The sequence below is a fragment of the Halorubrum sp. CSM-61 genome (assembly GCF_003781945.1).
Taxonomy (GTDB): Archaea; Halobacteriota; Halobacteria; order Halobacteriales; family Haloferacaceae; genus Halorubrum.
Map to the genome: position 1 here is coordinate 40223 of NZ_RJJW01000013.1, position 22090 is coordinate 62312.

Sequence of the window (22090 nt, forward strand, 5' to 3'; positions counted from 1 at the left end):
TCGGACCGACGCGGGACGCGCCGTCAGTTGTTGGGGCCGTTGCCCTGTCCGTTACCCGGGCCGTTCCCGGCGTTGCCGTCGTCGTCATCGTCGTCATCGTCGTCATCGTCGTCATCGTCATCTTCGTCGTTTTCGTCGGCGTCGTCCTCCGCCGCGTCGTCGGAGTCGTCACCGTCCGGACCGGCGTCGCTCGGCGGTCCGCGGGTGTCGTCGTCGCTCTCGTTCGCGTCGTCACCGTCGTCACCGTTCGGTCCGGCGTGGTCCGGCGGGCCCTGCTCGCTGCCGTTCCCGTTGCCCGCGTGGTCGGGGGCGTTCCCGGGACCGTCGCTGGCGTTGCCCGCGTCGCTTCCGTTACCCGCGTCGTCCGGGCCGCCGGGGCCGCCCGCGTGGTCGGGGGCGTTCCCGGGGTTGTTCTCCGTCACGAAGTCCGAGACGGCGGCACCGATACCGCCCTCGCGGTCCTCGAGGCGGTCGATGAAGTCCTGCACGAGCTGGCCGAAGGGCTGGTCCTCGGCCTCACCGTCCTCTTCACCCAGATCGACCGTCGTCGAGACGGAGTCGTTCTCGTCGGTCGCCGTCACGTCGACCGTGACGTTATCCTCGGCTGCGGGGAGGGTGACAGTGCCGTTCTCGTCGGTCTCGTAGCTGCCCTCGCCGGCGTAGGTGGCGTTCTGTCCGTCGGCGGTCGTCACGTCCACCGAGGCGTTCTCCGCGGCCTCACCGTCGTCGGTGACGGTCACGACGGGCTCCCCGCTGGCGTTCTCGACATCGATCGCGAGCCCCGCGGGGGCCACGAGGTCCACCGTCGTCGAGACGGAGTCGTTGTCGTACTCCGCGGTCACGTCGACCGTCACGTCCTCCTCGGCCGCGTCGAGGGTGACGGTGCCGTTCTCGTCGGTCTCGTAGTCGCCCGCGCCGACGTAGGTGTCGTTCTGGCTGTCGGCCGCGGTGACGTTCACCGAGGCGTTCTCGACCGCGGTGTCGTTGTCCGTCACCGTCACGACCGGCTCGCCGTCGGTGTTCGACACGTCGAGCTCGAGGCCGTCAGGGGCCTCGAGGTCGGCCGTCTGAGTGACGGTGTCGTTCTCGTACTCAACGGTCAGGTTCACCGTCACGTCCTCCTCGGGGGCGGGGAGGTCGACGGTTCCGTTCGCGTCCGTCACGTACTCGTCCGACCCCGCGTACGACTCGTTGGCGGAGTCGACGACGCTCACGTCGACGGTGGCGTTCTCGACCGCGGTGTCGTTCTCGGTCACCGTGACCGTCGATGTCCCGTCCGCGTCTTTGTCGACGGCCACGCCGAGGTGTCCGTCGGCGGCCGCGACGCCGGTCATCGCGCCGAGCGCGACGACCGCGATCAACAGCAGACCAATCGTGCGTTTGCTCATGTCCACTCGGGCCCTGGCACCGTTACCCTATAAAAAGGGAACTCCGTTAAGCCGGTTTAAATCGGATTGTATCCGGGTTTCCGGTCCTGAATCGACCGTTCGGCTGTTTTGCCGGATCGAGCGGTTACTCGAGGGACTCCGTCCCTCGCTGGACGCGGTGAGCGCTCGGAGAGCGCGAACCGCGAGGCTGGGGAGGTGTGAGGTGCTGTGCGGAGTGGAACTCAACGCCCACCCGGAAGGGTTTGAGGCCGAGTTCATGGACAAGCCCCATCACCAGAAGTCTGTGACTTCTGGTTAGCAGCCAGAACTCGAAGAGTTCTGGCGACACCCTCCACGAGCGAACCCGTCAGGGTGAGCGAAGTAGGGTGGGGTAGTTGATCCGCTCTATCTAGGTTTTTGCATCTCTAGCGCCAAGAAGACACGAGCGATTATGGAAACACCCCAGACAGCCGACGGCGACTCGACAGAGACGGACAGGTTCCGTACGGCCCGAGAGCGGTTCGACCGCGTCGATCGCGAGATAACGCGGCAGATGAACCGACTCGGGATCCCGGCGCTACGGGTCGCGCTCGGGATCGTCTTCGTCTGGTTCGGCGGCCTGAAGGTGATCGGCGGGAGCCCGGCCGCGGACCTCGTCGCGGCGACGGTGTACGTGGTGCCGGCGGAGCTGTTCGTCCCGATTTTGGGTGTCTGGGAGGTGCTCATCGGGCTGTGTCTGCTGTACCGACCGCTGATCCGGGTCGGTATCCTGCTCCTGTTCCTCCAGATGCCGGGGACGTTCCTCCCGATCGTGTTGCTGCCGGAGGTCGTGTTCGTCACGTTCCCCCACGAGCTGACCGTCGAGGGGCAGTACATCATCAAGAACCTCGTCATTATCGGGGCGGCGATCGTCGTCGGCGGGACCGTCCGCGAGGGCGAGGGGAAACCGGAGTAGCGCCCCGGGAAACCTTGATGGGTCGCGGCGACGACCTCTCGCGTATGTCCGAAGACTGCGTCTTCTGTTCGATCGTCGACGGCGACATCCCGGCTCGAACCGTCCACGAGACCGACGACGTGCTGGCGTTCCTCGACGCCAACCCGCTCGCGCGCGGGCACACGCTCGTGATCCCGAAGTCGCACGCCCAACACGTCGGGGACCTCGACGACGACCTCGCGAGCGACCTCTTCGCGGCCGTGACGGAGCTCGCGCCGCGCGTCCAGTCGACCGTCGGCGCCGACGGCGCGAACGTCGGCATCAACGACGGCGAGGCGGCCGGCCAGGAGGTCCCGCACGTCCACGTCCACATCATCCCGCGGTTCGAGGGGGACGGCGGCGCGCCCCTCCACGCCGTCGGCGGCGAGCGGCCCGAGCTCTCCGACGACGAGCTGGACGCGGTGGCCAAGGCGATCGCCGAGTGAGCGGTCGATCCGGGCGGTCGATCCGAGCGGTCGCTCACGGCGCCGACCGGCGGTCGAACGCCCGCCGGTCCGTCACCCCCGTCCCCCGGCCAGTCGGTCGGCCTCCGGAAGCGTGCGGAGCCACAGCATCGCGCCGGTTCCCACGAGCGGGCCGACGACGAGCGGGGCGAAGGCCCACCGCCAGCCGGCGGCGTCCCGCACGAGGGGGACCAGCTGGATCGAAGCGATGGTGATGAGGAAGCCGACGGCGGTCTGCAGGGTCAGCGCGGAGCCGACGTAGCTCTCGTCGGCGAGTTCGGAGACGGCGGCGGAGAACTGCGCGGAGTCGGCCACGATGAAGAATCCCCAGACGAGGACGAACGGGACGACCACGAGCGGCGGCGAACCGAAGACGACGCCCGCGAGCAGACAGGCGGTCCCCGAGACGCCCATGGACAGGCTGGTGACGGCGGACCGACCCCAGCGGTCGGCCGCGGATCCGGCCAGCCACGCGCCGACGCCGCCGATAGCGATGGTCGCGAACGCCAGCAGCGCGGCGCGGCCGTCGGCGTCGGCCATCCCGCCGACCTCGAAGCTCGCGGCGATATAGAACGGGATCCACGTCCAGACCGCGTACAGCTCCCACATGTGACCGAAGTAGCCGGTGTTCGCGAGGACGACGCCGCGGTCGGTGACGATCCGCCGGATCGCGCCGGGATCGAACGGCGCCGTCTCCGGCTGGTGTGGCCCGTCCTCGTACGCGAGGACGAGCGCGCCGCCGAGCGCCGCCAGCGCGGCCGTGCCGTACAGGACCGCGTCGGGGCGACCGATCCAGCCGACCGCCCGGAGGAGGTGCGGCGAGGCCGATCCGACCGTCAGCGCGCCGACCAGAACGCCGATGGCGAGCCCTCGGCCCCCGTCGAACCACGACGCCATCATCTTCATGCCGGTGGGATACACCCCCGCGAGCGCGACGCCCGTCAGGAATCGCAGGGCGATCGCGGGCGGACCGCTGGCGACGAGCGCCGCGATGGCCGCCGTCCCCGCCGCGCCGAGCAGGGCGGAGCCGGCGAACAGGTACCGCGGCGGAACCACGTCGGCGATCGTCAGCGACGCCGACGCGAGGGCTCCCGCGACGAAGCCGAGCTGGACCGCGTTGGTCAGCCAGGCCGTCTCGGCCGCGGAGAGTCCCCACGCCGCGGCCAACTCCGGCCCGACGGCCGTGCCGCTGAACCAGAGCGTCATCGCGAACAGCTCCGCGACGCCGACGAGCGCGAGCGCGCGCCACTTTCCGTCTGCGATAGCGGCCATGTATCAATCCGTTATTAATAAATATGATATAAATATTGTGTCGAGCGCTGAAGCGATCCGCGACGCTTAACAATCGACTCCAGTGAGCGGAGCCATGCACACCAGAACGCTCGCGCTCGTCGGGGCGACCGGCGGTGCGGGGACGACGCGAACCGCGGTCGAACTGGCGGCGCTCGGCGCGCGCGACGGTCGCGACGTGGCGGTCGTCGACGCCGCGTTCACGACGCAGGGGCTCTCCGAGTACGTCACCGGCCGGATCGGAACCGACCTCACGACCCTGATAACCGACGAGACCGGCGCGTCGCTGTCGGCGGCGACGTACCCGATCGTCGCGGGAGGCGGACGCGCCGGGAACGTCGGGAACGCCGGGGACCCCGGCGGAAGAGACGGCGATGCCCCGGACCTCCCGGGCCGCGCCGACGCGCTCCCGGCCCGCGCCCCCTTCGAGCGCGCCGCGCGGGCGAAGACCGCGGAGGCGGCCCGGAAGCTCGAACGGCGGATCGACGAGGCCGCGACGGGCTACGACGCCGTGATCGTCGACGCCGCGCCGGTCGGCTCGAACGAGGCGGTCGCGGGGGTCACCGCCGCGGACCGGACGGCGGCGGTGTACCCGGCGACGACGCACGGGCGCGACGCCCTCCAGCGGCTCCGCGGCCGCGTCGCCGACGTAGGGGGCGGGGTGGACCGGTCGATCGCGGTGGCGCGGGGCGTCGGAGCGGACGGGACCGTCGGAGGCGACGCGGAGGGCGACGCCGACGTTCGCCTCCCGCCGACCGATCCCGCGGTCGCGAGCGCGCCGACGGCGGCGACGAGGGACGGAGAATACGCGCGTGCCGTCGCGGCGGCGTTCGAAGACGCCTTCGACGCGACCGTCGATATCGAGTTCGAGGAGCCCGGGCTAGTCGATCGGCTGACGCCCTGAGTGGAGGCGAGGAGAGGCGAGAAGTGGAGAGAGGGCGAAGCGAGCGGAGAGCGCGCCCGGCGCTCAGCGGAGACCGTCGGGCGACCCGAGCGCGCCGCCGAGCGCGTCGCCGTCGCTTCCGGCGGGTCCGGCCGATCCCGCGGAGCCGCCGCCGAGCGGGGCGGAACCGGCCACGTGGGCGTCGACCGCCTCGACGATCTCCGACGGCGGGTCGTGGGTCTCGACGTACGTCGCCAGCGCGAAGTCCGCCTCGTCTCCGCCCGCGAGCGCGACGGCCTCGCTGCGCGCGATCCGGCCGTCCAGCCAGTCGCGGACCACCTCTCGGCGAGTCGGCGCGAGCGGACAGACGCCCTCGACGCCGCAGCGGTGGAGGGCCTTCGCGCCCGTCATCGGCGTCACGCCGGCCTCGCGGGCGGCGTCGCCGACGCTCCGTCCGGCGGTGTAGGCGTCGACGAGCGTCGCCGTCGCCTCCGGCGTGCACGGGAGGTCGTCCGCGTGCTCCGCGAGCCGATCGACGAGCGGGGTCTCCGTGTCGTCCGCGACGGCGACACCCCGGTCGCGCTGGCTCGCGGTCACTTCGAGGCCGTCCGCGATCTCCGACAGCGTCATGCGAACCGATGGTTCGCTCGGAGGGTTAAAACCACCGTACTGCGGCGGGGTAAGTCGGGATATCACCGATCGGTTACCGGTCGGTTCGAGCGCGCCGTTCCGGCCGATCCGCCCCGAATTCTCCCGGGTTTAAGTAAGGCATCGGGCCCGAGTTCGACGTGTGATGAGTGAGGCACGCTCGACCCAGACCCGTTCGCCCCGCACCGAGACCGACGACGCCGCGACCGCGAGCCGCGCCGGCACCACTGACCGCGCCGCGACCGTCGACACCGGCGAGACTGCCACCGCCGACCGCGCCGCGACGACCGGCGCTGACGAGACCGACCGCGCCGCGACGACCGGCGCGGACGAAACCGCGGACGCCGGCGAGACCGCCGCCCGCGAGACCTGCCCCGAATGCGGCGGTCGGACGCGCGTCGACGCCGCGGAGCGCGTCTGTGCCGACTGCGGGCTCGTCGTCGAGTCCGACCGGATCGACCACGGCCCCGAGTGGCGGTCGTTCGACGACGACGACACGAACCCCAAGCGCACCGGCGCCCCGTTGACGCGCTCGCGACACGACCGCGGACTCTCGACCGAGATCGGCCGGTCGACGAAGGTCAAGGGGCGCAAGCGGCGGCGGCTCGCCCGGATGCGCACCCAGCACAACCGCGCGCAGATCTCGACGAAGCGCGACCGCAACAAGGTGTACGCGTACACCGAGATCCGGCGGCTGACCGGCGTCCTGGAGCTCCCCGACAGCGTCCGCGACACCGCCTGCACGCTGTTCGACTCGGCGCAGGACGAGAGCCTGCTCCGCGGCCGGTCGCTGGAGGGGTTCGCGGCCGCCTGCCTGTACGTCGCCTGCCGCACCGCGGACGTGGCCCGCACCGTCGGCGAGATCTGCGCCGAGGCGAAGGCGACGGAAGAGGAGCATCAAGCGGCCTTCGACGCGATGAACCGCGAGCTCGGGCTGCCGATCGCGCCGACCGGCCCGGCCGAGTACCTCCCGCGGTTCGCGAGCGACCTCGGCTGCGGCGCCGACGTGGAGCGCCGCGCCGGCGAACTGGCCGAGCGCGCCGTCGAGGAGGGGATCGCGAACGGCCGCAACCCGGTCGGCGTCGCCGCCGCCTGCCTGTACACCGCGGCCCGCGAGCTGGACGCCGAGTGCACCCAGCGGGAGGCCGCCGACGTCGCCGACGTGACGCCCGTGACCGTCCGGAGAACGTACGTGGACCTGACCGCCGAGTGAGCCGGGACGGAGCCCCGACTGCGAAGTGATCGAAGGGACAGTCGTCTTCTGTGCCGCGAGTCGAGATCCGCCGAAAGCGCGAGCTATCGGTCTATCGATCGCGCCGTTCGGCGACGCTGGGGACCGATGTGTCCATACGTCCGTTCCATCCGGCGATCGCTTAAAAGGTGCGTCGAGGTCGTCGGTCGGGGGCGGCGACGACTCCGGACCGCTTCCGAGCCCTCGATACCGATCACGTGGCATGGGGACCCATCGCACGAAAACCGTTAAGCCCGGCTGTCGCCTACGAGCGGACATGAGCGCTGACCGGTCCGCCCTCCGGCGGGCCATCGAGCGCGGCGAACGGGACGGCGGAGAAATCGAGTTCAAGGAGCGCCTGACTCGCGAGGTCCACCTGGCGGAGGGCCGGATGGAGTCGCTCGTGGCCCAGCTCCGCCACCGCGTGCTCTCCGGCGACGGCGAGGCCACCTACGTCCTCGGCGTCACCGACGACGGCGGGCTGGCCGGAATCGCCCCCGACGCCTTCTCCGAGACGATGGACGTGCTCTCGCTTCTGGCCGACGAGGCGGACGCCCACATCGCCGACGTGGAGACGTGGAGCGCCGGCTCCGCCGGCGCGTCGCCCGGCGTCGCGAGCGACCGAACGGAGTCCGGTGACGGCGACGGGAGTACGGGAGGGCTCGTCGGCCTCGCTACCCTCCGCGACGGCGGGATGTTCGAGACCGACGACGACCACCTCGTTATCGGCACGGCCGGCCACGTCGACCACGGGAAGTCGACGCTCGTCGGCACCCTCGTCACCGGCCGGGCCGACGACGGGCAGGGCGGCACGCGCGGCTTCCTCGACGTGCAGCCCCACGAGGTCGAACGCGGGCTCTCCGCCGACCTGTCGTACGCCGTCTACGGCTTCGACGAGGACGGCGACGAGCCGGTCCGGATGGACAACCCGCACCGCAAGTCCGACCGCGCGCGGATCGTCGAGGAGGCGGACCGGCTGGTCTCGTTCGTCGACACCGTCGGCCACGAGCCGTGGCTCCGGACGACGATCCGCGGGCTCGTCGGCCAGAAGCTCGACTACGGGCTCCTCGTCGTCGCCGCCGACGACGGGCCGACGAAGACGACCCGCGAGCACCTCGGCATCCTGCTGGCGACCGAGCTCCCGACGGTCGTCGCGATCACGAAGGCGGACGCCGTGAGCGACGAGCGGCTCGCCGAGGCCGAGCGCGAGGTCGAGTCGATGCTCCGGGACGTCGGCCAGACCCCCCTCCTCGTCGACCGCCACGGGATCGACACGGCGGTCGCGGAGGCCGGCGACGGCGTCGTTCCCCTGCTCCGCACCAGCGCGGTGGCGAAGGAGGGGATCGACTCGCTCGACAGGCTCTTCGAGACGCTCCCGAAGCGGGCGACGCCGGAGCGCGCGGAGTTCCGGATGTACGTCGACCGGAGCTACAAGGTGACCGGCGTCGGCGCGGTCGCGTCCGGCACGGTCAACTCCGGTACCGTGGAGGCCGGCGACGAGCTCCTCTTGGGACCGATGGCCGACGGCTCCTTCCGCGAGGTGGAGGTCAGGTCGATCGAGATGCACTACCACCGGGTCGACAAGGCGACCGCCGGCCGGATCGTCGGTATCGCGCTGAAGGGCGTCGACGAGGCGGAGATCGAGCGCGGGATGGCGCTGGTCCCCCGCGGGAGCGACCCCCGACCGGTCCGGGAGTTCGAGGCCGAGGTGATGGTGCTGAACCACCCGACGCGGATACGGGAGGGGTACGAGCCGGTCGTCCACGTCGAGACCGTCTCGGAGGCGGCCGTCTTCTCGCCCGAGGGCGGGCGGCTCCTCCCCGGAGACACCGGGCGGACGACGGTCCGGTTCAAGTTCCGCCCGTACCTGATCGAGGAGGGCCAGCGGTTCGTCTTCCGAGAGGGGTCGAGCAAGGGGGTCGGAACCGTGCGGGCGATCGGGGAGGTCGACGGAGAAGCGAACGATGAGGGCGACGGGACCGACGATCGCACGGAGTGACGCGGCCGGTCAGGCGTCGCCGTCGTCGGTACCGTCGCCGACGGTGACCGTGCTCGTGGCGGCGTCCTCGTTCGGGGGCGCGACGAGCGGCTCGAACTCCTCGTACCGGAAGCGGCCGAGGATCTCCCCGGAGATGGTCTTGAAGTGACTGTACAGCGCGCCCTCGTCGAGGGCGGACTGCGTCATCCCCTCCGACGTCGTCATGTCGTACTTACACGGAACGAAGATCGACCGCTCCTCCTCCGGGTCGATGAGCTCGATGGCGACGTACATCACCCCGTCGATGGCGTCACCGTACACGAGGTACTCGGTGTACGCCTCCTCGTCGTACGCCTCGACGAACGCGTCGGCGTAGTTGTTCGGGACCACGTGCATCAGCCCGAACCGGTCGTGCTCTTTCATGTCCCTGCTTACCGTGTCTGTGTGGGGGACCATGACGACGGTCGCCTCCCAGCCGTCCTCGCGGCGGTCCTCGGCGAGCATGTCGGTCTCTTCGAGCGTCTGCTCCCACGCGGCGATGTGTTCCTCGCCGTACCGCTGTCGCTGACGGGCGAAGGCGTCTTCCTCGGGGTCCATTGTTGTCTGCGACTGGTCGCGGGAGAAGGATAACTCTTTTCGACCCGTTCAGGCGACGCCGAACGCCGTCTCCATCAGCAGCGATCCCGCGAGCGTCGCGACGCCGGCGAGGAACACCTTCCCGGCGACCCGGACCCGCTCCGGCGGGGCCGGAAGCCGGATCCACCGGAGCGGCGGGACCGCGCGGACGAGCCCCTCGAGGCGCGTGCCGCGCGCACTCACCGCCGGCCCGTCGAGGTCGTCGACGGAAGCGGGCCACAGCCGTACCGTGGCGTAGCCGACGAGGAGCCAGCCGGCGACGAACGCCAACATCTTCCCCCGGACGAATCCACCGCCGGTCGCGAGCCCGAGCGCCAGCGCGCCGAGGGTCACGACGCTCGCGAGCGCCAACGCGTACGCGAACGCGTCGGCCCACGCGCGAGCGCGCTTCGAGAGCCGCCGGGGAACGTCCATGGCTAGCTGCGGTCGTCGATCACGGTCGCCGTCTCCCGGTACCGCTCGTCGTGGCGGTGACAGTAGCTCAGGCGGCCGCTGTCGCTCACCTCGTAGTACTCGGGTTCGACGGGCTCGTCGCCGCCGTCCGGGTCGACGCCGTCACAGACGCTCCCGAACTCGGCGTTGAGCCGGTCGAGCGCCTCCCGCTCCTCGTGGTCGCCCGCGGCGTCGGTGATCTCGGAGAGGACGCGATCGACCTCGTCCGGCACCGCGAGGTCGCCGAACAGCTCGTCGTACGTCTCGTCGATCGTGGCGAACCGGGTCTCCAGACCGAACCGCTCGCGGACGCGCTCCCGGATCGACCGGTCGGCGCGCATGCGCTCGCGGATGATCTCGCGGAGCCCGTTGATCCCCTCCCAGACCTCGTCGTCGAGGTTCTCGTGCTCGTCGGGGCGGATGCGGACCGGACAGCGCGTGCTGAACGGACAGCCCGTCGGCGGGTACCGCGGGTTCGGCGGCGTCCCGTGGAGCGTGATCCGGTCGCGGCTCGCGGTGGGGTCCGGCTTCGGGATCGCCGAGAGGAGCGCGTGGGTGTACGGGTTCGCGGGGTCGGTGAACAGCTCCTCGGTCGGACCGATCTCCATGATGTTGCCGAGGTACATCACCGCGACCCGGTCGCAGATGTGCCGGACGACGGAGAGGTCGTGCGCGATGAACAGGTACGTGAGATCGAACTCCTCCTGGAGGTCCTCCAGGAGGTTGATGATCTCGGCCTGCACCGAGACGTCGAGCGCGCTCACCGGCTCGTCGAGCACGATGAACTCGGGGTTCAACGCGAGCGTCCGCGCGATGCCGATCCGCTGGCGCTGCCCGCCCGAGAACTGGTGCGGGTACCGGTAGTAGTGCTCGGGCGAGAGCCCGACCTCGTCCAGCAGGGACTTGACGCGCTCCCGGCGGTCGGCGGGCGTCTTCCAGTCGTGGACGTCGAGCGGCTCTCGGACGATCTCGCCGATCGTCATCCGGTCGTTCAGGCTGGAGTCCGGGTCCTGAAACACCATCTGTGCGTTCCGACGCCACTCGTAGAGCTGGTCGCCGCGCAGCGACGTGATGTCGGTGCCGTCGAACAGCACCTCGCCGTCGGTCGCCTCTTCGAGCCGGATGAGCGTCCGACCGAGGGTGGTCTTCCCGCAGCCGGACTCTCCGACGAGCCCGAGGGTCTCTCCCCGCCGGATGTCGAAGCTGACGCCGTCGACCGCCTTGACCGGACGGTCGTCCAACAGGCCGCCCCCCTCGTAGTACGTCTTCAGGTCCCGCACCTTCACCATCGTGTCGGGCGCGGGTCTCCCCTCGTCGCCCGGCGTCGTCGGAGCTGTGTGTCGACTCATTCTCGATCACCTCGTCGGTTCCGCTCCCGATGACGCGCGACGGCCTCCTCCGTCGGGACGCCTTCGGGGTACAGCAGGCACGCGGCCGTGTGGTCGTCCGTCTCCTCGTCGACCGGCGTCGGGACCGGATGGACCGAATCGCACTCGTCGAACGCCTTCGGGCACCGAGGCGCGAACCGACAGTACGTCGCCGGCTCGTTCGGCGTCGGAACGCTGCCGTCGATCGTCGACAGCCGCTCGCCGAGCTGCCCGCCCGGGATCGAGCTGAGGAGCCCGTTCGTGTACGGGTGTTTCGGGTCCGCGAACAGCGGTTCCACGTCGGCGGACTCGACTATCTCGCCGGCGTACATCACGTTGACCCGGTCGGAGACGTCGGCGATCACGCCCATGTCGTGGGTGATGAACATCACCGCCACGTCCCGCGACTCCTGGATCTCCGAGAGCAGGTCCAGGATCTGGGCCTGTATCGTCACGTCGAGCGCGGTGGTCGGCTCGTCGCAGATCAGCATGTCGGGCTCGCACGCCAGCGCCATCGCGATGACGGCGCGCTGGCGCATCCCGCCCGAGAACTGGTGCGGGTACTCGTTGACCCGCCGGCGGGCGTCCGGGATCCCGACCGCTTCGAGCAGCTCCGCGGCCTCCTGCGTGGCCGCCTTCCCGGAGAGCCCCTGGTGGAGCTCCAGCGCCTCCTCGATCTGGTTGCCGACCGTGTAGACGGGGTTGAGGCTGGTCAGCGGGTCCTGGAACACCATCGCGATCCGGCCGCCGCGCATCTTGCGCTGGGCCTCGCCGGAGAGGCGGGTGATCTCGACGAACCCGTCGCGGATCGACTCCGGCGAGCCGGCGTCGCCGTCGAGGACGAAGACGCACTCGTCGCCGTCCGTGATCCCGACCTCGTCGGTGTACCCGGCCGCGGCCACGTCGACCACCGGCACGTCGCCGGGCTCCGCGTAGCCGAACTCCTCGGGGGTCGCGTCGGTCTCACCGAACACCTCGGCGGGGTCGTACCTCGCGTCGAGCGCCTCGACCGCGACCGTCCGCTTCGAGAACGTGCGGGCGAACTCGCGGACCGCGTCGAGGTCGCGGTAGCGGACGCTGCTCCCCCGGAGCACGCGCCCGGGCGACTCGATCAGCCCCATCAGCGAGCGGGCCGTGACGCTCTTTCCGCTCCCGCTCTCGCCGACGATGCCGACCGTCTGGCCGGAGTCGATCGAAAAGTCGATCCCGTCGACGGCGCGGATCGTCTCCTTGTCGGTGAAGAAGGCGGTCTGGAGGTTCCGGACGTCGATGAGCGGGTCGTCGTCCCGAGCCCCGTCGGCCGTCCCGGTCGCGGACGCGGACCGCTCCTCGGCGGCCATCACGCACCACCTCCGGTGGCGGCGGCCTCGCTCTCGTCCACGTCGGCCTCCGGATCGATCGCGTCGCGGATCGCGTCACCGAGCGCGTTGAACGCGATGACCACTAAGACGATCGCGATGCCGGGAATGGTCGCGACGTGCCAAGAGTCGGTGGCGACGTACGACTGCCCGCCGTCGATGAGCCGCCCCCACTCGGGGGTCGGCGGGTTGATTCCCAGTCCGAGGAAGGTCAGCGCCGCGGTCGAGATGATCACGGCGCCGATCAGAAGCGATCCGTAGATCAGGATGTAGCCGGCGATGTAGGGTGCCATGTGTTTTCGCATCGTCTGTAAGGGCGTCTGTCCGTAGCTCTTCGCGGCGTCGACCCACTCCTGTTCGGACACCTGTAACGAGGGGCCGCGGATGGAACGCCACATCCCCGGCCAGTAGGCGAACGCGAAGATGAGCGCCAACAGGAGTCCGCCGTCGAGGGGTTGCGCGATCGGGTGGTTCGCCTCTTGGAAGACGACCGAGACGAGCATGATGAGGAGCAGCGCCGGGACGGCCTGAATGGTGTCGCTCGCCATCACCGTCACGATGTCGGTGACTCCCTTGTAGTACGAGGAGAGGAGCGAGAGGACGACCGCGATGAGCGCGCCGAGCCCGATCGCCGTCAACCCGATGACGAGCGAGGTCCGGGCGCCGTACGAGAGATGCGTCATCATGTCCTGGCCTCGGTTCGTCGTCCCCAGCGGTGCCCACCTGTCGTAGTCGTCGTAGCTCATCGGTCCGATCGTGTTCTGGCCGTCGGAGCGGCTCTGGAGGTTCGCGAACACGTGCGTGGTCGAGGTGACCTCGCCGTCCTCGGAGAGGTACTGGAACTCGTGGGAGTTCGGCTCGTAGATGTTGTGCTGCGCCTCGACCGGACTCACCGCCGGCGCCCACAGCGCCATCACGACGAACAGGAAGACGATCGCGAAGCCGAACAGCCCCCAGTAGTTGTTCCGGAACCGGCGGACCGTGTCGTCTCGCGGCGTCCAGTCCGCGAGCCGGTAGTGGGTCCGGTAGACGTCGAAGCCCCGCCACAGCCAGACGAGGGCCGTCGTCGCGTACGCGAACACGAGCCCCGTCCGGATCGCCCACGCGGTCGCGGGCGAGAGGCCGAGGAACGTCCCCTCCCAGCCCCCCTCGGGCAGCCGGTGTCCCGTGTTCGGGATCAGATCGCGGCTGGTGATCGAGGGGAGGGAGGCGGCGAGCGCGTCGACGCCGCCCGTGATCGCGCCGATGAGCGCGGAGAACGCGCCGCCGACCGGCGTGTACGCGACGAGTCCGGCTGCGGCGACGAGGACGAACGTCAGCTCGGCGCGCTTCGCCCAGCGGCGGCCCCGTCGCGAGAGGTCGAGTCCGAGGACGTCGACGGCGCCGTCGGGCACGCTTCCGGCGACGGGAACCGTGACCGCGAAGGCCATCAGGACGGCCGTAACCGCGGTCGCGACGAACCCGGCCGCGGAGCCGAGCGTCCCCGCCACGTTGTCGCCCACGGAGGTCGGAACGCTCGCGAGGAGCTCGACGGTGAATCCGACGATCCCGAACGCCTGCCCGACGCCGGCGAACACGCGACCGATCTCGAGCAAGAGCAGGAACGCGAGCCCGGCGAGCCACGCCATCGCCGGCCGCGGGTTCTCCCGGACGCGGTCTCGGAACAGCTTGTCGTCGTCCGGTTCCTCGAGTCCGTCCGTGGAATCGCTCTGTGTCGTACTCATTGTTCGTACCCCACCCGGGGATCGATGACGGTGTACAGGAAGTCCTGGAGGATGTTGAGTCCCAAGATGATCAGCGTGAAGAGGAACAGCAGGGCCCCGGCCATCGGCAGGTCACCCTGCGTGAGCGCCTGGAAGAAGATCCGCCCGAGCCCGTTGATGTTGAAGATCTGTTCGACGATCACGGAGCCGCCGATGAGGAGGAACGCCTCGCTCGTGATGACCGGCAACAGCGGGATCAGGGCGTTCCGGAAGATGTGTTTCCAGACGATCACCCGGTCGGTGACCCCCTTCGCCTTCGCGGTCTCGACGAACTTCGAGTTGACCGTCTCCAGCATCGCGGTCCGTCCGATGCGCAGCTCCGCCGCCATCGACGCCGACCCGAGAATGATCGCCGGCGGGAGGATGAGCTTGACGTCGATCGCCAGCGCCGTCCAGTCGCTGACGTACGGCACCGGGAACATGAGGATATCGGTGGTCGAGAACCACTCGAGGTTCGGTGTCCCGGTGATGCTGATGTTCCGAGACGCGAAGTCCGGACCGAACGCGTACCAGTCGAACCCGAAGGGTCCGCCGCCGTTCCGGGTTCGCCGGAGCACCGCCAGCGCGATCACGCACAGCCAGAAGTTCGGCAGGGCCTGCCAGACGATGCCGCCGAGGGAGGCCGTGTAGTCGCCGAGCGTGTTGGGGTTGAGCCCGGCGTAGAAGCCGAGGGGGATCCCGATGAAAAGCGGCAGCAGGATCGCCCAGAAGCCGAGCCAGAGCGTCGCCGGCGCGGCGTTCACGGCGATGTCGAGGATGTCTCGCTCGGCCTGGACCACCCACGACTGGCCGAAGTTGAAGGTGATGAAGTCGGTGATGAAGTCGACGTACTGTTCCCAGAGGGGATCGTTGAGACCGAGGCGCTCCCGGAGCTGCGCCCTGTCCGCCGCGCCCGCTTGGGGACCGAGCCGAGCGGCCACCGGATCGATCGGTCCCGCCCGGAGCATGATGAACAGGAACGTCAGCACGGAGAACAACACCGGGACGGTGAGTAGCAGCCGCTTGACGAAGTACTCCCAGCGGCTCATGGCGTCTTACGGTCTCTTAGGGTCGTGGTGGGCATGGATCGACTCAATATCGGAGGGTAACTCCTGCAGTAACTAAATGCTTCGATAACGGGAGGACGAGGGGTTCTACTCGGCCTCTTCGTTGAGTTCGGTCTGCCAGTCGAGGTAGAACCCGTTCGTCTGAGTGGGCATCGTCGACGTGTCCGTGTTACGCGGTTCGAGCTGGAACATCCCGTACGGAACGGCGGGCCAGCTCCAGATCCACCCGAGGCTGTACATCTCCAGGTCGCCGTCCTCCCCGCGGCTCTGCAGGACGGAGAACTGCGCCGTCTCCAGCGACAGGTTGACGCCGGTCCCGGAGATCAGGTCGCGGACGAGCTCGCCGGCCGTCTGGAACACCTCGCTCTCGTAGGTGGTGAGCGTCATGTCGACCGGGTCGTCGGACGAGATGCCGGCCTCTTCGAGGGCCGACTGCGCGCCCTGCGGGTCGCTCTCGCCGCGGCTGTAGGGGTACTGGTCGAGGAAGTCGTTGTAACCGTCGTTGCCGGTCGGCCAGATCGCCGGGGGGAGGAAGCTGTATGCCGGCGTGCCGCGGCCGGCGAACACCTCTTGGACGATCTGCTCTTTGTTCATCACGTACGCGATCGCCTGCCGGACCGCGCGCTCCGTGTTCGCGACGTTGAACGCGAAGTAGAACGTGCTGATCTCGGAGACGCCGACGTAGTTGACCTCTTCGTCCAGCTCGCCCGCCGGACCGTACGTCCCGACCTGGCGGCCGCGGTCGTCGGCCTCGGCGTTGACGGCGCTCGCCTCGTACGCGAACGTCGGCATCTCGAAGATGTCGGCGTTCTGCTCGAGGGCGTAGGTCCACCGCGCCTGGCTGTCCTCGATGATCTCCCAGTGGACGGACTCGACGCTCGCGACCTCGCCGTAGTAGTCGTCGTTGCGGAGGACGGTGACGTCCTCGTCGACGTTGAACTCGCCGAGTTCGAACGGTCCGGTCCCGTTGGCGACCTCGGTCGAGAACTCCTGGTGGGTGACCTCGCCGTCGTACCCCTCGATGTCGCCGACGTACCCCTCGGGGAGGACCGCGAAGCTGGAGTACGCGATGACGTCGAGCACGTCGGGGTTCGGTCCGACGAGCTGGATCTCGATGGTGTAGTCGTCGACGACTTCGACCGCCAGCGAGTCGGGGACGACGTTTCCGTCGTCGTCCGTCTCGGCGTCGATGCCGAGTCCGACCGGCTGGTTGAGGGTGAAGCCGGCGCGCTCGGAGAACTCCGACTCGACGGTGCGGCGCCAGGAGTACTTCACGTCCTGGGCCGTCAGATCGGTGCCGTCGTGGAACTGGACGTCGTCGCGCAGCGTCAGCGTCCACGTGGTCCCGTCCTCGGAGACCTCGTACTCGTCTAAGAGCTGGTTTTCGATCTCCGGGACCCCGTTGGGGAACGCCGTGAGGTTCTCGTAGATCTGCGTGATGACCCGAGAGGACTCCGTGTCCGTCGACATGATCGGGTCGAGTTCGTCGAACGTACTGGCGATGAGGTTGAGCTCGGAGTCGCCCTCGACGGTCGTCGTGTTGAGCTGCTGCCAGTGGGAACCGAGCGCACCGGTCAGCGGAACGTCGACGTAGTCGTACCAGAACCGCTCCGTGAGGCTGTGATACAGCGGGATGACAGCGGCGTCGTCGCGGACCGCCTCCTCCATCTCGATGTACGCCTCCTGTCGGAGTTCCTCGTCCTCCGGAAGTGGGTTGTTGACGGCGCGCTCCCAAGCGGTCTGCGCCTTGTCGGCGTTGGTGGGCCCGGAATCGTCCTCGCCGTCTTCACCGTCCGTCCCGTCTTCGCCGTCGGTGTCGTTACCGTCGCTACCGTCGGAGGGCTCCTGATCGGAACAGCCGGCGATGCTTACCGCCGCCCCGCCGCCGAGGAGGCCGAGTAGCCGTCGTCGCTTCGTGCTCTCAACTGCCTCTCCATTTGCTGGATCGGGCATGTAATACCGGTTTTGGTAGGTTATACTAAAGTCTTCCTCAAAGTTCCTTATAATCCCGGGAGGAATTGCAACTTGAGTAAACAGTTAATTAGTTGTACCACTTCCGTCGGTACCCTCCGACTCACCCTCGACCGCGACCAACTCCATCAGGGGGTAGCCGTCGCGCATCGCCATCCGGGTGCGGACGGTCACGCCCTCGTAGGCGATCCGCATCTCGACGTCCATCAGCGAGCCCGTGAGCTCCGTGTAGCCGTTCTCGTGGTCGATCGCGTCCGCGACGCGGTCGTCGCGGATCTCGACGGTCACCGACTCGCAGAACGGCTGGTTCTCGATCGCCTCGGCCATCGCCGCCTCCAAGCTTCGGGCGCTCGCCGGGCTGACGGGCGTCCCCGCGAACTGGTGATACAGCGAGCCGAACTTGATCCCGGCCTCGAAACACGCCTGCTGGGCGTCGGTTGCCATGAGCGGGACTCCGGCGGCGGCGGGGAAAGAACGTTCGGAGGGGAGCACCGAGGGAGACTGCGCCGCGCGCCGGCCGCGCCGCTCCCGAACGGAAGGCGTTAGGTCCGCCGGGCGGAAGCGGGTGGCATGAACGCGCTTCGCGTGACGGACGGACGGGTGCTCCGGCCCGACGGCCGGGTGACCGAGTCGGACGTGCTGGTCGACCGCGACGCCGGGACGATCGTCGCGGTGGGGGAGGAGACGGGAGGCGATGAGACGATAAGCAGCGATCCGGCCGACGACGAGACCCTCGACGCCGACGGCGGGCTCGTGATCCCGGGGCTCGTCAACGCCCACACCCACGTCGCGATGACGCTCCTCCGCGGGTACGCCGACGACAAGCCGCTCGACCCGTGGCTGCGCGAGGACATCTGGCCGGCCGAGGCCGAGCTCACGCCGGACGACATCGAGGTAGGCGCCGAACTCGGCGTTCTGGAAATGATTCGATCCGGGACGACCGCCTTCGCGGACATGTACTTCGCCATGGACCGCGTCGCGGACGTGGTGGATCGGGCGGGAGTGCGGGCGCGACTTGGCCACGGCGTCGTCACCGTTGGCAAAGACGACGCGGACGCGCGCGCCGACGTGGAGGAGAGCCTGGCGGTCGCCAAGGAACTGGACGGCGCCGCGAACGGTCGGATCCGGACCGCGTTCATGCCCCACTCGCTGACGACGGTGGGCGAGGAGTACCTCCGCGAGGGCGTCGCCGAGGCCCGAGAGGCGGACGTTCCGGTCCACCTCCACGCCAACGAGACGACCGACGAGGTCGCCCCGATCGTCGACGAGCGCGGGGAGCGACCGATCGCGTACGCCGAGGATTTGGGGGCGCTCGGCCCGGACGACTTCTTCGCGCACGGCGTCCACCTCGACGGCTCGGAGATCGACCGGCTCGCCGACGCCGGGACCGCGATCGTCCACTGCCCGGCCTCGAACATGAAGCTCGCCAGCGGGATGGCCCCGGTCCAGCGCCTCCGCGAGGCGGGCGTGACCGTCGCGCTCGGCACCGACGGAGCGGCCTCGAACAACGATCTGGACGTGTTCGACGAGATGCGCGACGCCGCCATGCTCGGGAAGCTCGCCGCGGACGACGCGAGCGCGGTCCCCGCCGAAGCCGTCGTGGAGATGGCGACCGCCGGCGGGGCCGACGCCCTCGGCTTCCCCGGCGGCCGGATCGAGCCGGGCGCGGCCGCCGACTTCGCGGTCGTCGACCTCGACGCCCCCCACCTCACGCCGGTCCACGACCCCGTCTCGCACCTCGCGTACGCGGCGCGGGGGAGCGACGTGCGCCACACGGTCTGTGACGGCGAGGTGCTGATGCGCGACCGCGAGGTTCTGACGCTCGACGTCGACGCGGTTCGAGAGCGGGCCGCGGACGCCGCGAGCGACCTCGTCGACCGGGTTACAGAGTCGTAATCGGCGTCTCAGGCGGTCCTGAGGGATATCGGGAGTGGGTATTGCAGATCGGTGGCGGCGAGAGAGTATTAAAACGACCGAGAGCGACGGCGACGATCGCTTATAAATGACGTGCGGTGGCGCGTGCCTCCGAGCGGCCGACAGGCCGCAAGGAGCACGCGCGAGGGAGCCCGCGGCCGCGGCGAGGCTGGGGAGGTGTGAGGCGCGGTTGCGGCGTTGTGCGGGTGGGATTCAAAGGGGCAGCCGTGAGGGCGGCGCAGGCGACGCGAGCACCACAACGAGGGAGCAACGCGACCGAGTGAGGAGCGCGGCGAGCGTGCGCCGCCCTCACGGCTGGGGCTTTGCAGGTCTTCACCGCAATACCGTCGATCACTTATAAACAGCCGCCAGCAACACCACTCGATCGCTTATAAACAACCGATCAACCAATGTGCTATACCCACTCCCGCTATTGATCATCGTTACGTTTGTACTGAGCGAATAAGTGTGAGAAATTATCGACTACTAAGGATTTCAACAAAGTCCGAGAGCCGGAAACGACCGAAAGCGAGTCGCCTGCGCTCAGAACTCGCGGAGCGCTTCGAGCACGTCGTGCGCGGAGCCGTCGTCGATGACCTCTCGGGCCGCGTCGAGGCCCGCCTCGATCGAGTCGACGTCTTCGCGGGCGTAGATGCGGAGCGCGGCGTTGACCGCGACCGCGTCGGCGAAGGGGCCGTCGCGCTCGCCGGTCAGCACCGCCTCGGTGATTTCGGCGGACTCGGCCGCGACGTCGTCGACCGCGAGGTCCTCCTCCTCGAGGTCCATGCCGTACTCGGCGGTCTCGATCTCGAAGTCGGTGAAGGAGGCGGCCTCGGATCCCGCCGCGGCGCCGTCCGCGTCGCCCCCGTCCGCGTCCCACTCGGCGACCTTGGTGTAGCCGGGGCGCACGTCGTCGTACCCCTCCATCCCCTGGAACATCAGGACGCGGTCGAGGTCGTGGAACTCGCTCTCGACGAACGTGTCGACCACCTTCTTCGCGAACGCGAGGTGGTAGAAGGAGCCGAGGTGGACCGACGCCCCGGCGGGGTTCGCGAGCGTCTCGATCGTGTTGACGAACGTGCGGACGCCCATCTGGTCGCGGCGGTCGAACAGGTCGTCGATCGCGGGGTTGAACGCGGGCTGGTAGTAGAAGCCGAAGCCGGTCTCGTCGACCATGTCGGCGGAGTCGGCGGGCGTCAGCTCGGTGTGGACGCCCAGCTCATCGAGGACGTGCTTGTACGCGTCCTGCTTCTGCGTGGGGACCCGGTCGCCCGAGTGGACCACGACGGGGGTGCCCGCGGCGGCCGCGACGACGCCGGCCGCGACGCCGAGGATCGCGGTCCTGCCCTTCCCGTCGTAGTTGGCGCCGCAGTCGACGGGGTCGGCGTCGGGCTCGGCGTACTCGACGCGCTCGCACATGGCGTCGACGTACGCGCCGAGCTCCTCGGGCGTGTTCCGCTTCCAGCGGTTCGCGAGCCAGAACGCCCCGAGCGTGGTCGGGTCGGGCTCGTCCGCGAGGATGCGCTCGAACGCCTCGGTCGCCTGCGCGCGCGTGAGGTCGTCGGCCGACTTGTGGCCGGAGCCGCAGACCTCGGTCATCAGCCGTTTGAGGGGCCAGTCGCCGAACTCCTGGGTCGCCTGAGCCATACGCGTCGTTCGGGGCCTCCGGCGAAAAGTCCCTCGCTCGGCTCCCGACCGCTGGGAAGGGGACGGACCGGACCGAACCGGATCGGGCCGGGCCGGACCGGGTGCGGGCGCAGAAGATATTTATTCCGCCCCGCCGCGGGACGGATCGTGACCGATCGAGCCCCGAGCGCCCCGGGTCGAAGCCCTGCGGTCGAACGCCGATACCGAGCGACGAGGCGGGCGGTCCTCGCCGGCTCCGCGCTCGCGGTCGGCGGCGTCTCCGGCTGTCTCGGCCGGGCGTCCCGCGACGATCTCCCGGCGGCGACCGTGTCGGCGCGGTCGACCGAGCGGGTCGACGACCCCGAACACGACGCGACCGTCGAGGTGGCCGATCGGACCGCGCGGATCGAGGGGCGGTTCGCCGCGCCGGTCGACTGCGTCGCCCTCGACGCGAGCGTGTTCACCTCGAGACCCGACGAGGGCGTCGCTCTCGTGGAGATCACGGCCGCGGAGACCGAAGCGGGCTGTGACGGTCCCGCGGCCGTCGCGTACGAGGGCGAGATCGAGTTCGAGTTCGCGGTCCGCGATTTCACCCTGACACACTATCTCCGCGACGACGAGGACCAAGTTCACGTGGCGCGCTACGAGCGAGGCGACTGACCGCCGTCCCCGTTCCCGGCGCGAGCGAGCGACGGACACCGGCGAGCCGGCGGCTCGCACCGGTTCTGTGTCACACGGTGACACACTATAACGGGACGAACGTCTTCTTTTATCGCAAGATACATCGTGTTCGTACAGATCTGAGTCCTTTACATTTTGTAACGCGCCTCTATCAGCGTTAGAGTTATATGTTCGTCCACCTAGAGAACTGTTGTTCCCGATGACGTCCAAATCCGTCGCCACCGCGCTCACGCTGTACCGCGCCCGCACGCTGACGCTCGAACAGGCCGCGACCGTCGGCGGCTGCTCGACGGCGCAGCTCGAGGAGAGCGCCCGCGCGTTCGCGCCGACGCCGAGCGAGGCTCCCGTCGACGACTGACCGTTCCCGGCGACGACTCACCCCATCGCCCCCGCTGACGACCGATCGGTCCGGATCCCCGACCCGCCGGACCGTCTCCGAAACCGGTACGTAGGCGCGACCCC

The 22090-nt window shown here is 69.4% G+C and carries 20 protein-coding genes; 8 read left to right on the forward strand and 12 right to left on the reverse strand.

Translation table 11 applies throughout. The features are described from left to right. Window positions 1-23: 23 nt before the first annotated feature. The gene (locus tag EDM04_RS17405) at window positions 24-1388 is read right to left on the reverse strand and encodes a DNA primase (protein WP_123624349.1); all 1365 of its coding nucleotides are present in this window, start codon (window positions 1386-1388) and stop codon (window positions 24-26) included. A gap of 430 nt (window positions 1389-1818) precedes the next feature. Between EDM04_RS17405 and EDM04_RS17410 the strand changes: the two genes are divergently transcribed. Both EDM04_RS17410 and EDM04_RS17415 read left to right on the forward strand, forming a co-directional pair. Then, complete coding sequence (locus EDM04_RS17410) at window positions 1819-2322, forward strand: DoxX family protein (RefSeq protein WP_123624351.1); 504 nt, start codon at window positions 1819-1821, stop codon at window positions 2320-2322. 44 nt (window positions 2323-2366) lie between these two features. Further along, a complete protein-coding gene (locus EDM04_RS17415) occupies window positions 2367-2786 on the forward strand; it encodes an HIT family protein (protein ID WP_123624353.1) in 420 nt (139 codons plus the stop codon). A 72-nt stretch (window positions 2787-2858) separates the two neighbouring features. Here EDM04_RS17415 and EDM04_RS17420 read toward each other — a convergent pair whose 3' ends face one another. Next, window positions 2859-4076: a nitrate/nitrite transporter gene (locus EDM04_RS17420; RefSeq protein ID WP_123624355.1), complete on the reverse strand. Its 1218-nt coding sequence runs from the start codon at window positions 4074-4076 to the stop codon at window positions 2859-2861. A 94-nt stretch (window positions 4077-4170) separates the two neighbouring features. Here EDM04_RS17420 and EDM04_RS17425 point away from each other — a divergent pair, with 94 nt between their 5' ends. Then, the gene (locus tag EDM04_RS17425; RefSeq protein ID WP_123624357.1) at window positions 4171-4998 is read left to right on the forward strand and encodes a ParA family protein; all 828 of its coding nucleotides are present in this window, start codon (window positions 4171-4173) and stop codon (window positions 4996-4998) included. Window positions 4999-5061: 63 nt separating this feature from the next. On the opposite strand, the gene EDM04_RS17430 is transcribed toward EDM04_RS17425, so the two are convergent. Next, complete coding sequence (locus tag EDM04_RS17430; RefSeq protein WP_123624359.1) at window positions 5062-5607, reverse strand: hypothetical protein; 546 nt, start codon at window positions 5605-5607, stop codon at window positions 5062-5064. A 163-nt stretch (window positions 5608-5770) separates the two neighbouring features. Here EDM04_RS17430 and EDM04_RS17435 point away from each other — a divergent pair, with 163 nt between their 5' ends. Both EDM04_RS17435 and EDM04_RS17440 read left to right on the forward strand, forming a co-directional pair. After that, window positions 5771-6838, forward strand: a complete 1068-nt coding sequence (locus EDM04_RS17435) for a transcription initiation factor IIB family protein (RefSeq protein WP_123624361.1) — start codon at window positions 5771-5773, stop codon at window positions 6836-6838. Window positions 6839-7133: 295 nt separating this feature from the next. After that, on the forward strand, window positions 7134-8855 hold the full coding sequence (locus tag EDM04_RS17440) for a GTPBP1 family GTP-binding protein (RefSeq protein WP_123624364.1): 1722 nt from the start codon (window positions 7134-7136) through the stop codon (window positions 8853-8855). Between the two features lie 9 nt (window positions 8856-8864). Here EDM04_RS17440 and EDM04_RS17445 read toward each other — a convergent pair whose 3' ends face one another. The 8 genes from EDM04_RS17445 to EDM04_RS17480 form a co-directional block, all read right to left on the reverse strand. After that, the gene (locus EDM04_RS17445) at window positions 8865-9431 is read right to left on the reverse strand and encodes a hypothetical protein (RefSeq protein WP_123624366.1); all 567 of its coding nucleotides are present in this window, start codon (window positions 9429-9431) and stop codon (window positions 8865-8867) included. Between the two features lie 48 nt (window positions 9432-9479). Then, the gene (locus tag EDM04_RS17450) at window positions 9480-9884 is read right to left on the reverse strand and encodes a hypothetical protein (protein WP_123624368.1); all 405 of its coding nucleotides are present in this window, start codon (window positions 9882-9884) and stop codon (window positions 9480-9482) included. Window positions 9885-9886: 2 nt separating this feature from the next. Continuing rightward, on the reverse strand, window positions 9887-11251 hold the full coding sequence (locus tag EDM04_RS17455; RefSeq protein WP_123624371.1) for an ABC transporter ATP-binding protein: 1365 nt from the start codon (window positions 11249-11251) through the stop codon (window positions 9887-9889). Beyond that, on the reverse strand, window positions 11248-12609 hold the full coding sequence (locus tag EDM04_RS17460) for an ABC transporter ATP-binding protein (protein ID WP_123624373.1): 1362 nt from the start codon (window positions 12607-12609) through the stop codon (window positions 11248-11250). Before EDM04_RS17460 ends, EDM04_RS17455 begins: the two co-directional genes overlap by 4 nt. Then, window positions 12609-14351 (reverse strand): ABC transporter permease, encoded by a 1743-nt coding sequence (locus EDM04_RS17465; RefSeq protein ID WP_123624375.1) that lies wholly within the window; start codon window positions 14349-14351, stop codon window positions 12609-12611. The genes EDM04_RS17460 and EDM04_RS17465 overlap by 1 nt, the downstream gene beginning before the upstream one ends. Further along, complete coding sequence (locus EDM04_RS17470; RefSeq protein WP_123624377.1) at window positions 14348-15418, reverse strand: ABC transporter permease; 1071 nt, start codon at window positions 15416-15418, stop codon at window positions 14348-14350. Before EDM04_RS17470 ends, EDM04_RS17465 begins: the two co-directional genes overlap by 4 nt. A 105-nt stretch (window positions 15419-15523) precedes the next feature. Then, the gene (locus EDM04_RS17475; protein ID WP_123624379.1) at window positions 15524-17389 is read right to left on the reverse strand and encodes an ABC transporter substrate-binding protein; all 1866 of its coding nucleotides are present in this window, start codon (window positions 17387-17389) and stop codon (window positions 15524-15526) included. An 84-nt stretch (window positions 17390-17473) separates the two neighbouring features. Further along, window positions 17474-17851, reverse strand: a complete 378-nt coding sequence (locus EDM04_RS17480) for a dihydroneopterin aldolase family protein (protein ID WP_123624381.1) — start codon at window positions 17849-17851, stop codon at window positions 17474-17476. A gap of 126 nt (window positions 17852-17977) precedes the next feature. On the opposite strand from EDM04_RS17480, the gene EDM04_RS17485 reads away from it, so the two are divergent. Continuing rightward, on the forward strand, window positions 17978-19303 hold the full coding sequence (locus EDM04_RS17485; RefSeq protein ID WP_123624383.1) for an amidohydrolase: 1326 nt from the start codon (window positions 17978-17980) through the stop codon (window positions 19301-19303). Window positions 19304-19864: 561 nt separating this feature from the next. On the opposite strand, the gene EDM04_RS17490 is transcribed toward EDM04_RS17485, so the two are convergent. Beyond that, window positions 19865-20968: an anthranilate phosphoribosyltransferase gene (locus tag EDM04_RS17490; protein ID WP_123624385.1), complete on the reverse strand. Its 1104-nt coding sequence runs from the start codon at window positions 20966-20968 to the stop codon at window positions 19865-19867. Window positions 20969-21115: 147 nt separating this feature from the next. Between EDM04_RS17490 and EDM04_RS17495 the strand changes: the two genes are divergently transcribed. Both EDM04_RS17495 and EDM04_RS18645 read left to right on the forward strand, forming a co-directional pair. After that, complete coding sequence (locus EDM04_RS17495) at window positions 21116-21607, forward strand: hypothetical protein (protein ID WP_123624387.1); 492 nt, start codon at window positions 21116-21118, stop codon at window positions 21605-21607. Window positions 21608-21827: 220 nt separating this feature from the next. Beyond that, window positions 21828-21986: a hypothetical protein gene (locus EDM04_RS18645; RefSeq protein ID WP_164471165.1), complete on the forward strand. Its 159-nt coding sequence runs from the start codon at window positions 21828-21830 to the stop codon at window positions 21984-21986. The last annotated feature ends 104 nt before the right edge of the window (window positions 21987-22090 follow it).

Coding starts and splice junctions, on each gene's coding strand:
- EDM04_RS17470 (WP_123624377.1), bottom strand. CDS start 15,418: ATGAGCCGCTGGGAGTACTTCGTCAAGCGGCTGCTACTCACCGTCCCG.
- EDM04_RS17425 (WP_123624357.1), top strand. CDS start 4,171: ATGCACACCAGAACGCTCGCGCTCGTCGGGGCGACCGGCGGTGCGGGG.
- EDM04_RS17480 (WP_123624381.1), bottom strand. CDS start 17,851: ATGGCAACCGACGCCCAGCAGGCGTGTTTCGAGGCCGGGATCAAGTTC.
- EDM04_RS17465 (WP_123624375.1), bottom strand. CDS start 14,351: ATGAGTACGACACAGAGCGATTCCACGGACGGACTCGAGGAACCGGAC.
- EDM04_RS17435 (WP_123624361.1), top strand. CDS start 5,771: ATGAGTGAGGCACGCTCGACCCAGACCCGTTCGCCCCGCACCGAGACC.
- EDM04_RS17415 (WP_123624353.1), top strand. CDS start 2,367: ATGTCCGAAGACTGCGTCTTCTGTTCGATCGTCGACGGCGACATCCCG.
- EDM04_RS17460 (WP_123624373.1), bottom strand. CDS start 12,609: ATGGCCGCCGAGGAGCGGTCCGCGTCCGCGACCGGGACGGCCGACGGG.
- EDM04_RS17485 (WP_123624383.1), top strand. CDS start 17,978: ATGAACGCGCTTCGCGTGACGGACGGACGGGTGCTCCGGCCCGACGGC.
- EDM04_RS17455 (WP_123624371.1), bottom strand. CDS start 11,251: ATGAGTCGACACACAGCTCCGACGACGCCGGGCGACGAGGGGAGACCC.
- EDM04_RS17475 (WP_123624379.1), bottom strand. CDS start 17,389: ATGCCCGATCCAGCAAATGGAGAGGCAGTTGAGAGCACGAAGCGACGA.
- EDM04_RS17490 (WP_123624385.1), bottom strand. CDS start 20,968: ATGGCTCAGGCGACCCAGGAGTTCGGCGACTGGCCCCTCAAACGGCTG.
- EDM04_RS17445 (WP_123624366.1), bottom strand. CDS start 9,431: ATGGACCCCGAGGAAGACGCCTTCGCCCGTCAGCGACAGCGGTACGGC.
- EDM04_RS17405 (WP_123624349.1), bottom strand. CDS start 1,388: ATGAGCAAACGCACGATTGGTCTGCTGTTGATCGCGGTCGTCGCGCTC.
- EDM04_RS17450 (WP_123624368.1), bottom strand. CDS start 9,884: ATGGACGTTCCCCGGCGGCTCTCGAAGCGCGCTCGCGCGTGGGCCGAC.
- EDM04_RS17410 (WP_123624351.1), top strand. CDS start 1,819: ATGGAAACACCCCAGACAGCCGACGGCGACTCGACAGAGACGGACAGG.
- EDM04_RS17430 (WP_123624359.1), bottom strand. CDS start 5,607: ATGACGCTGTCGGAGATCGCGGACGGCCTCGAAGTGACCGCGAGCCAG.
- EDM04_RS17440 (WP_123624364.1), top strand. CDS start 7,134: ATGAGCGCTGACCGGTCCGCCCTCCGGCGGGCCATCGAGCGCGGCGAA.
- EDM04_RS18645 (WP_164471165.1), top strand. CDS start 21,828: ATGACGTCCAAATCCGTCGCCACCGCGCTCACGCTGTACCGCGCCCGC.
- EDM04_RS17420 (WP_123624355.1), bottom strand. CDS start 4,076: ATGGCCGCTATCGCAGACGGAAAGTGGCGCGCGCTCGCGCTCGTCGGC.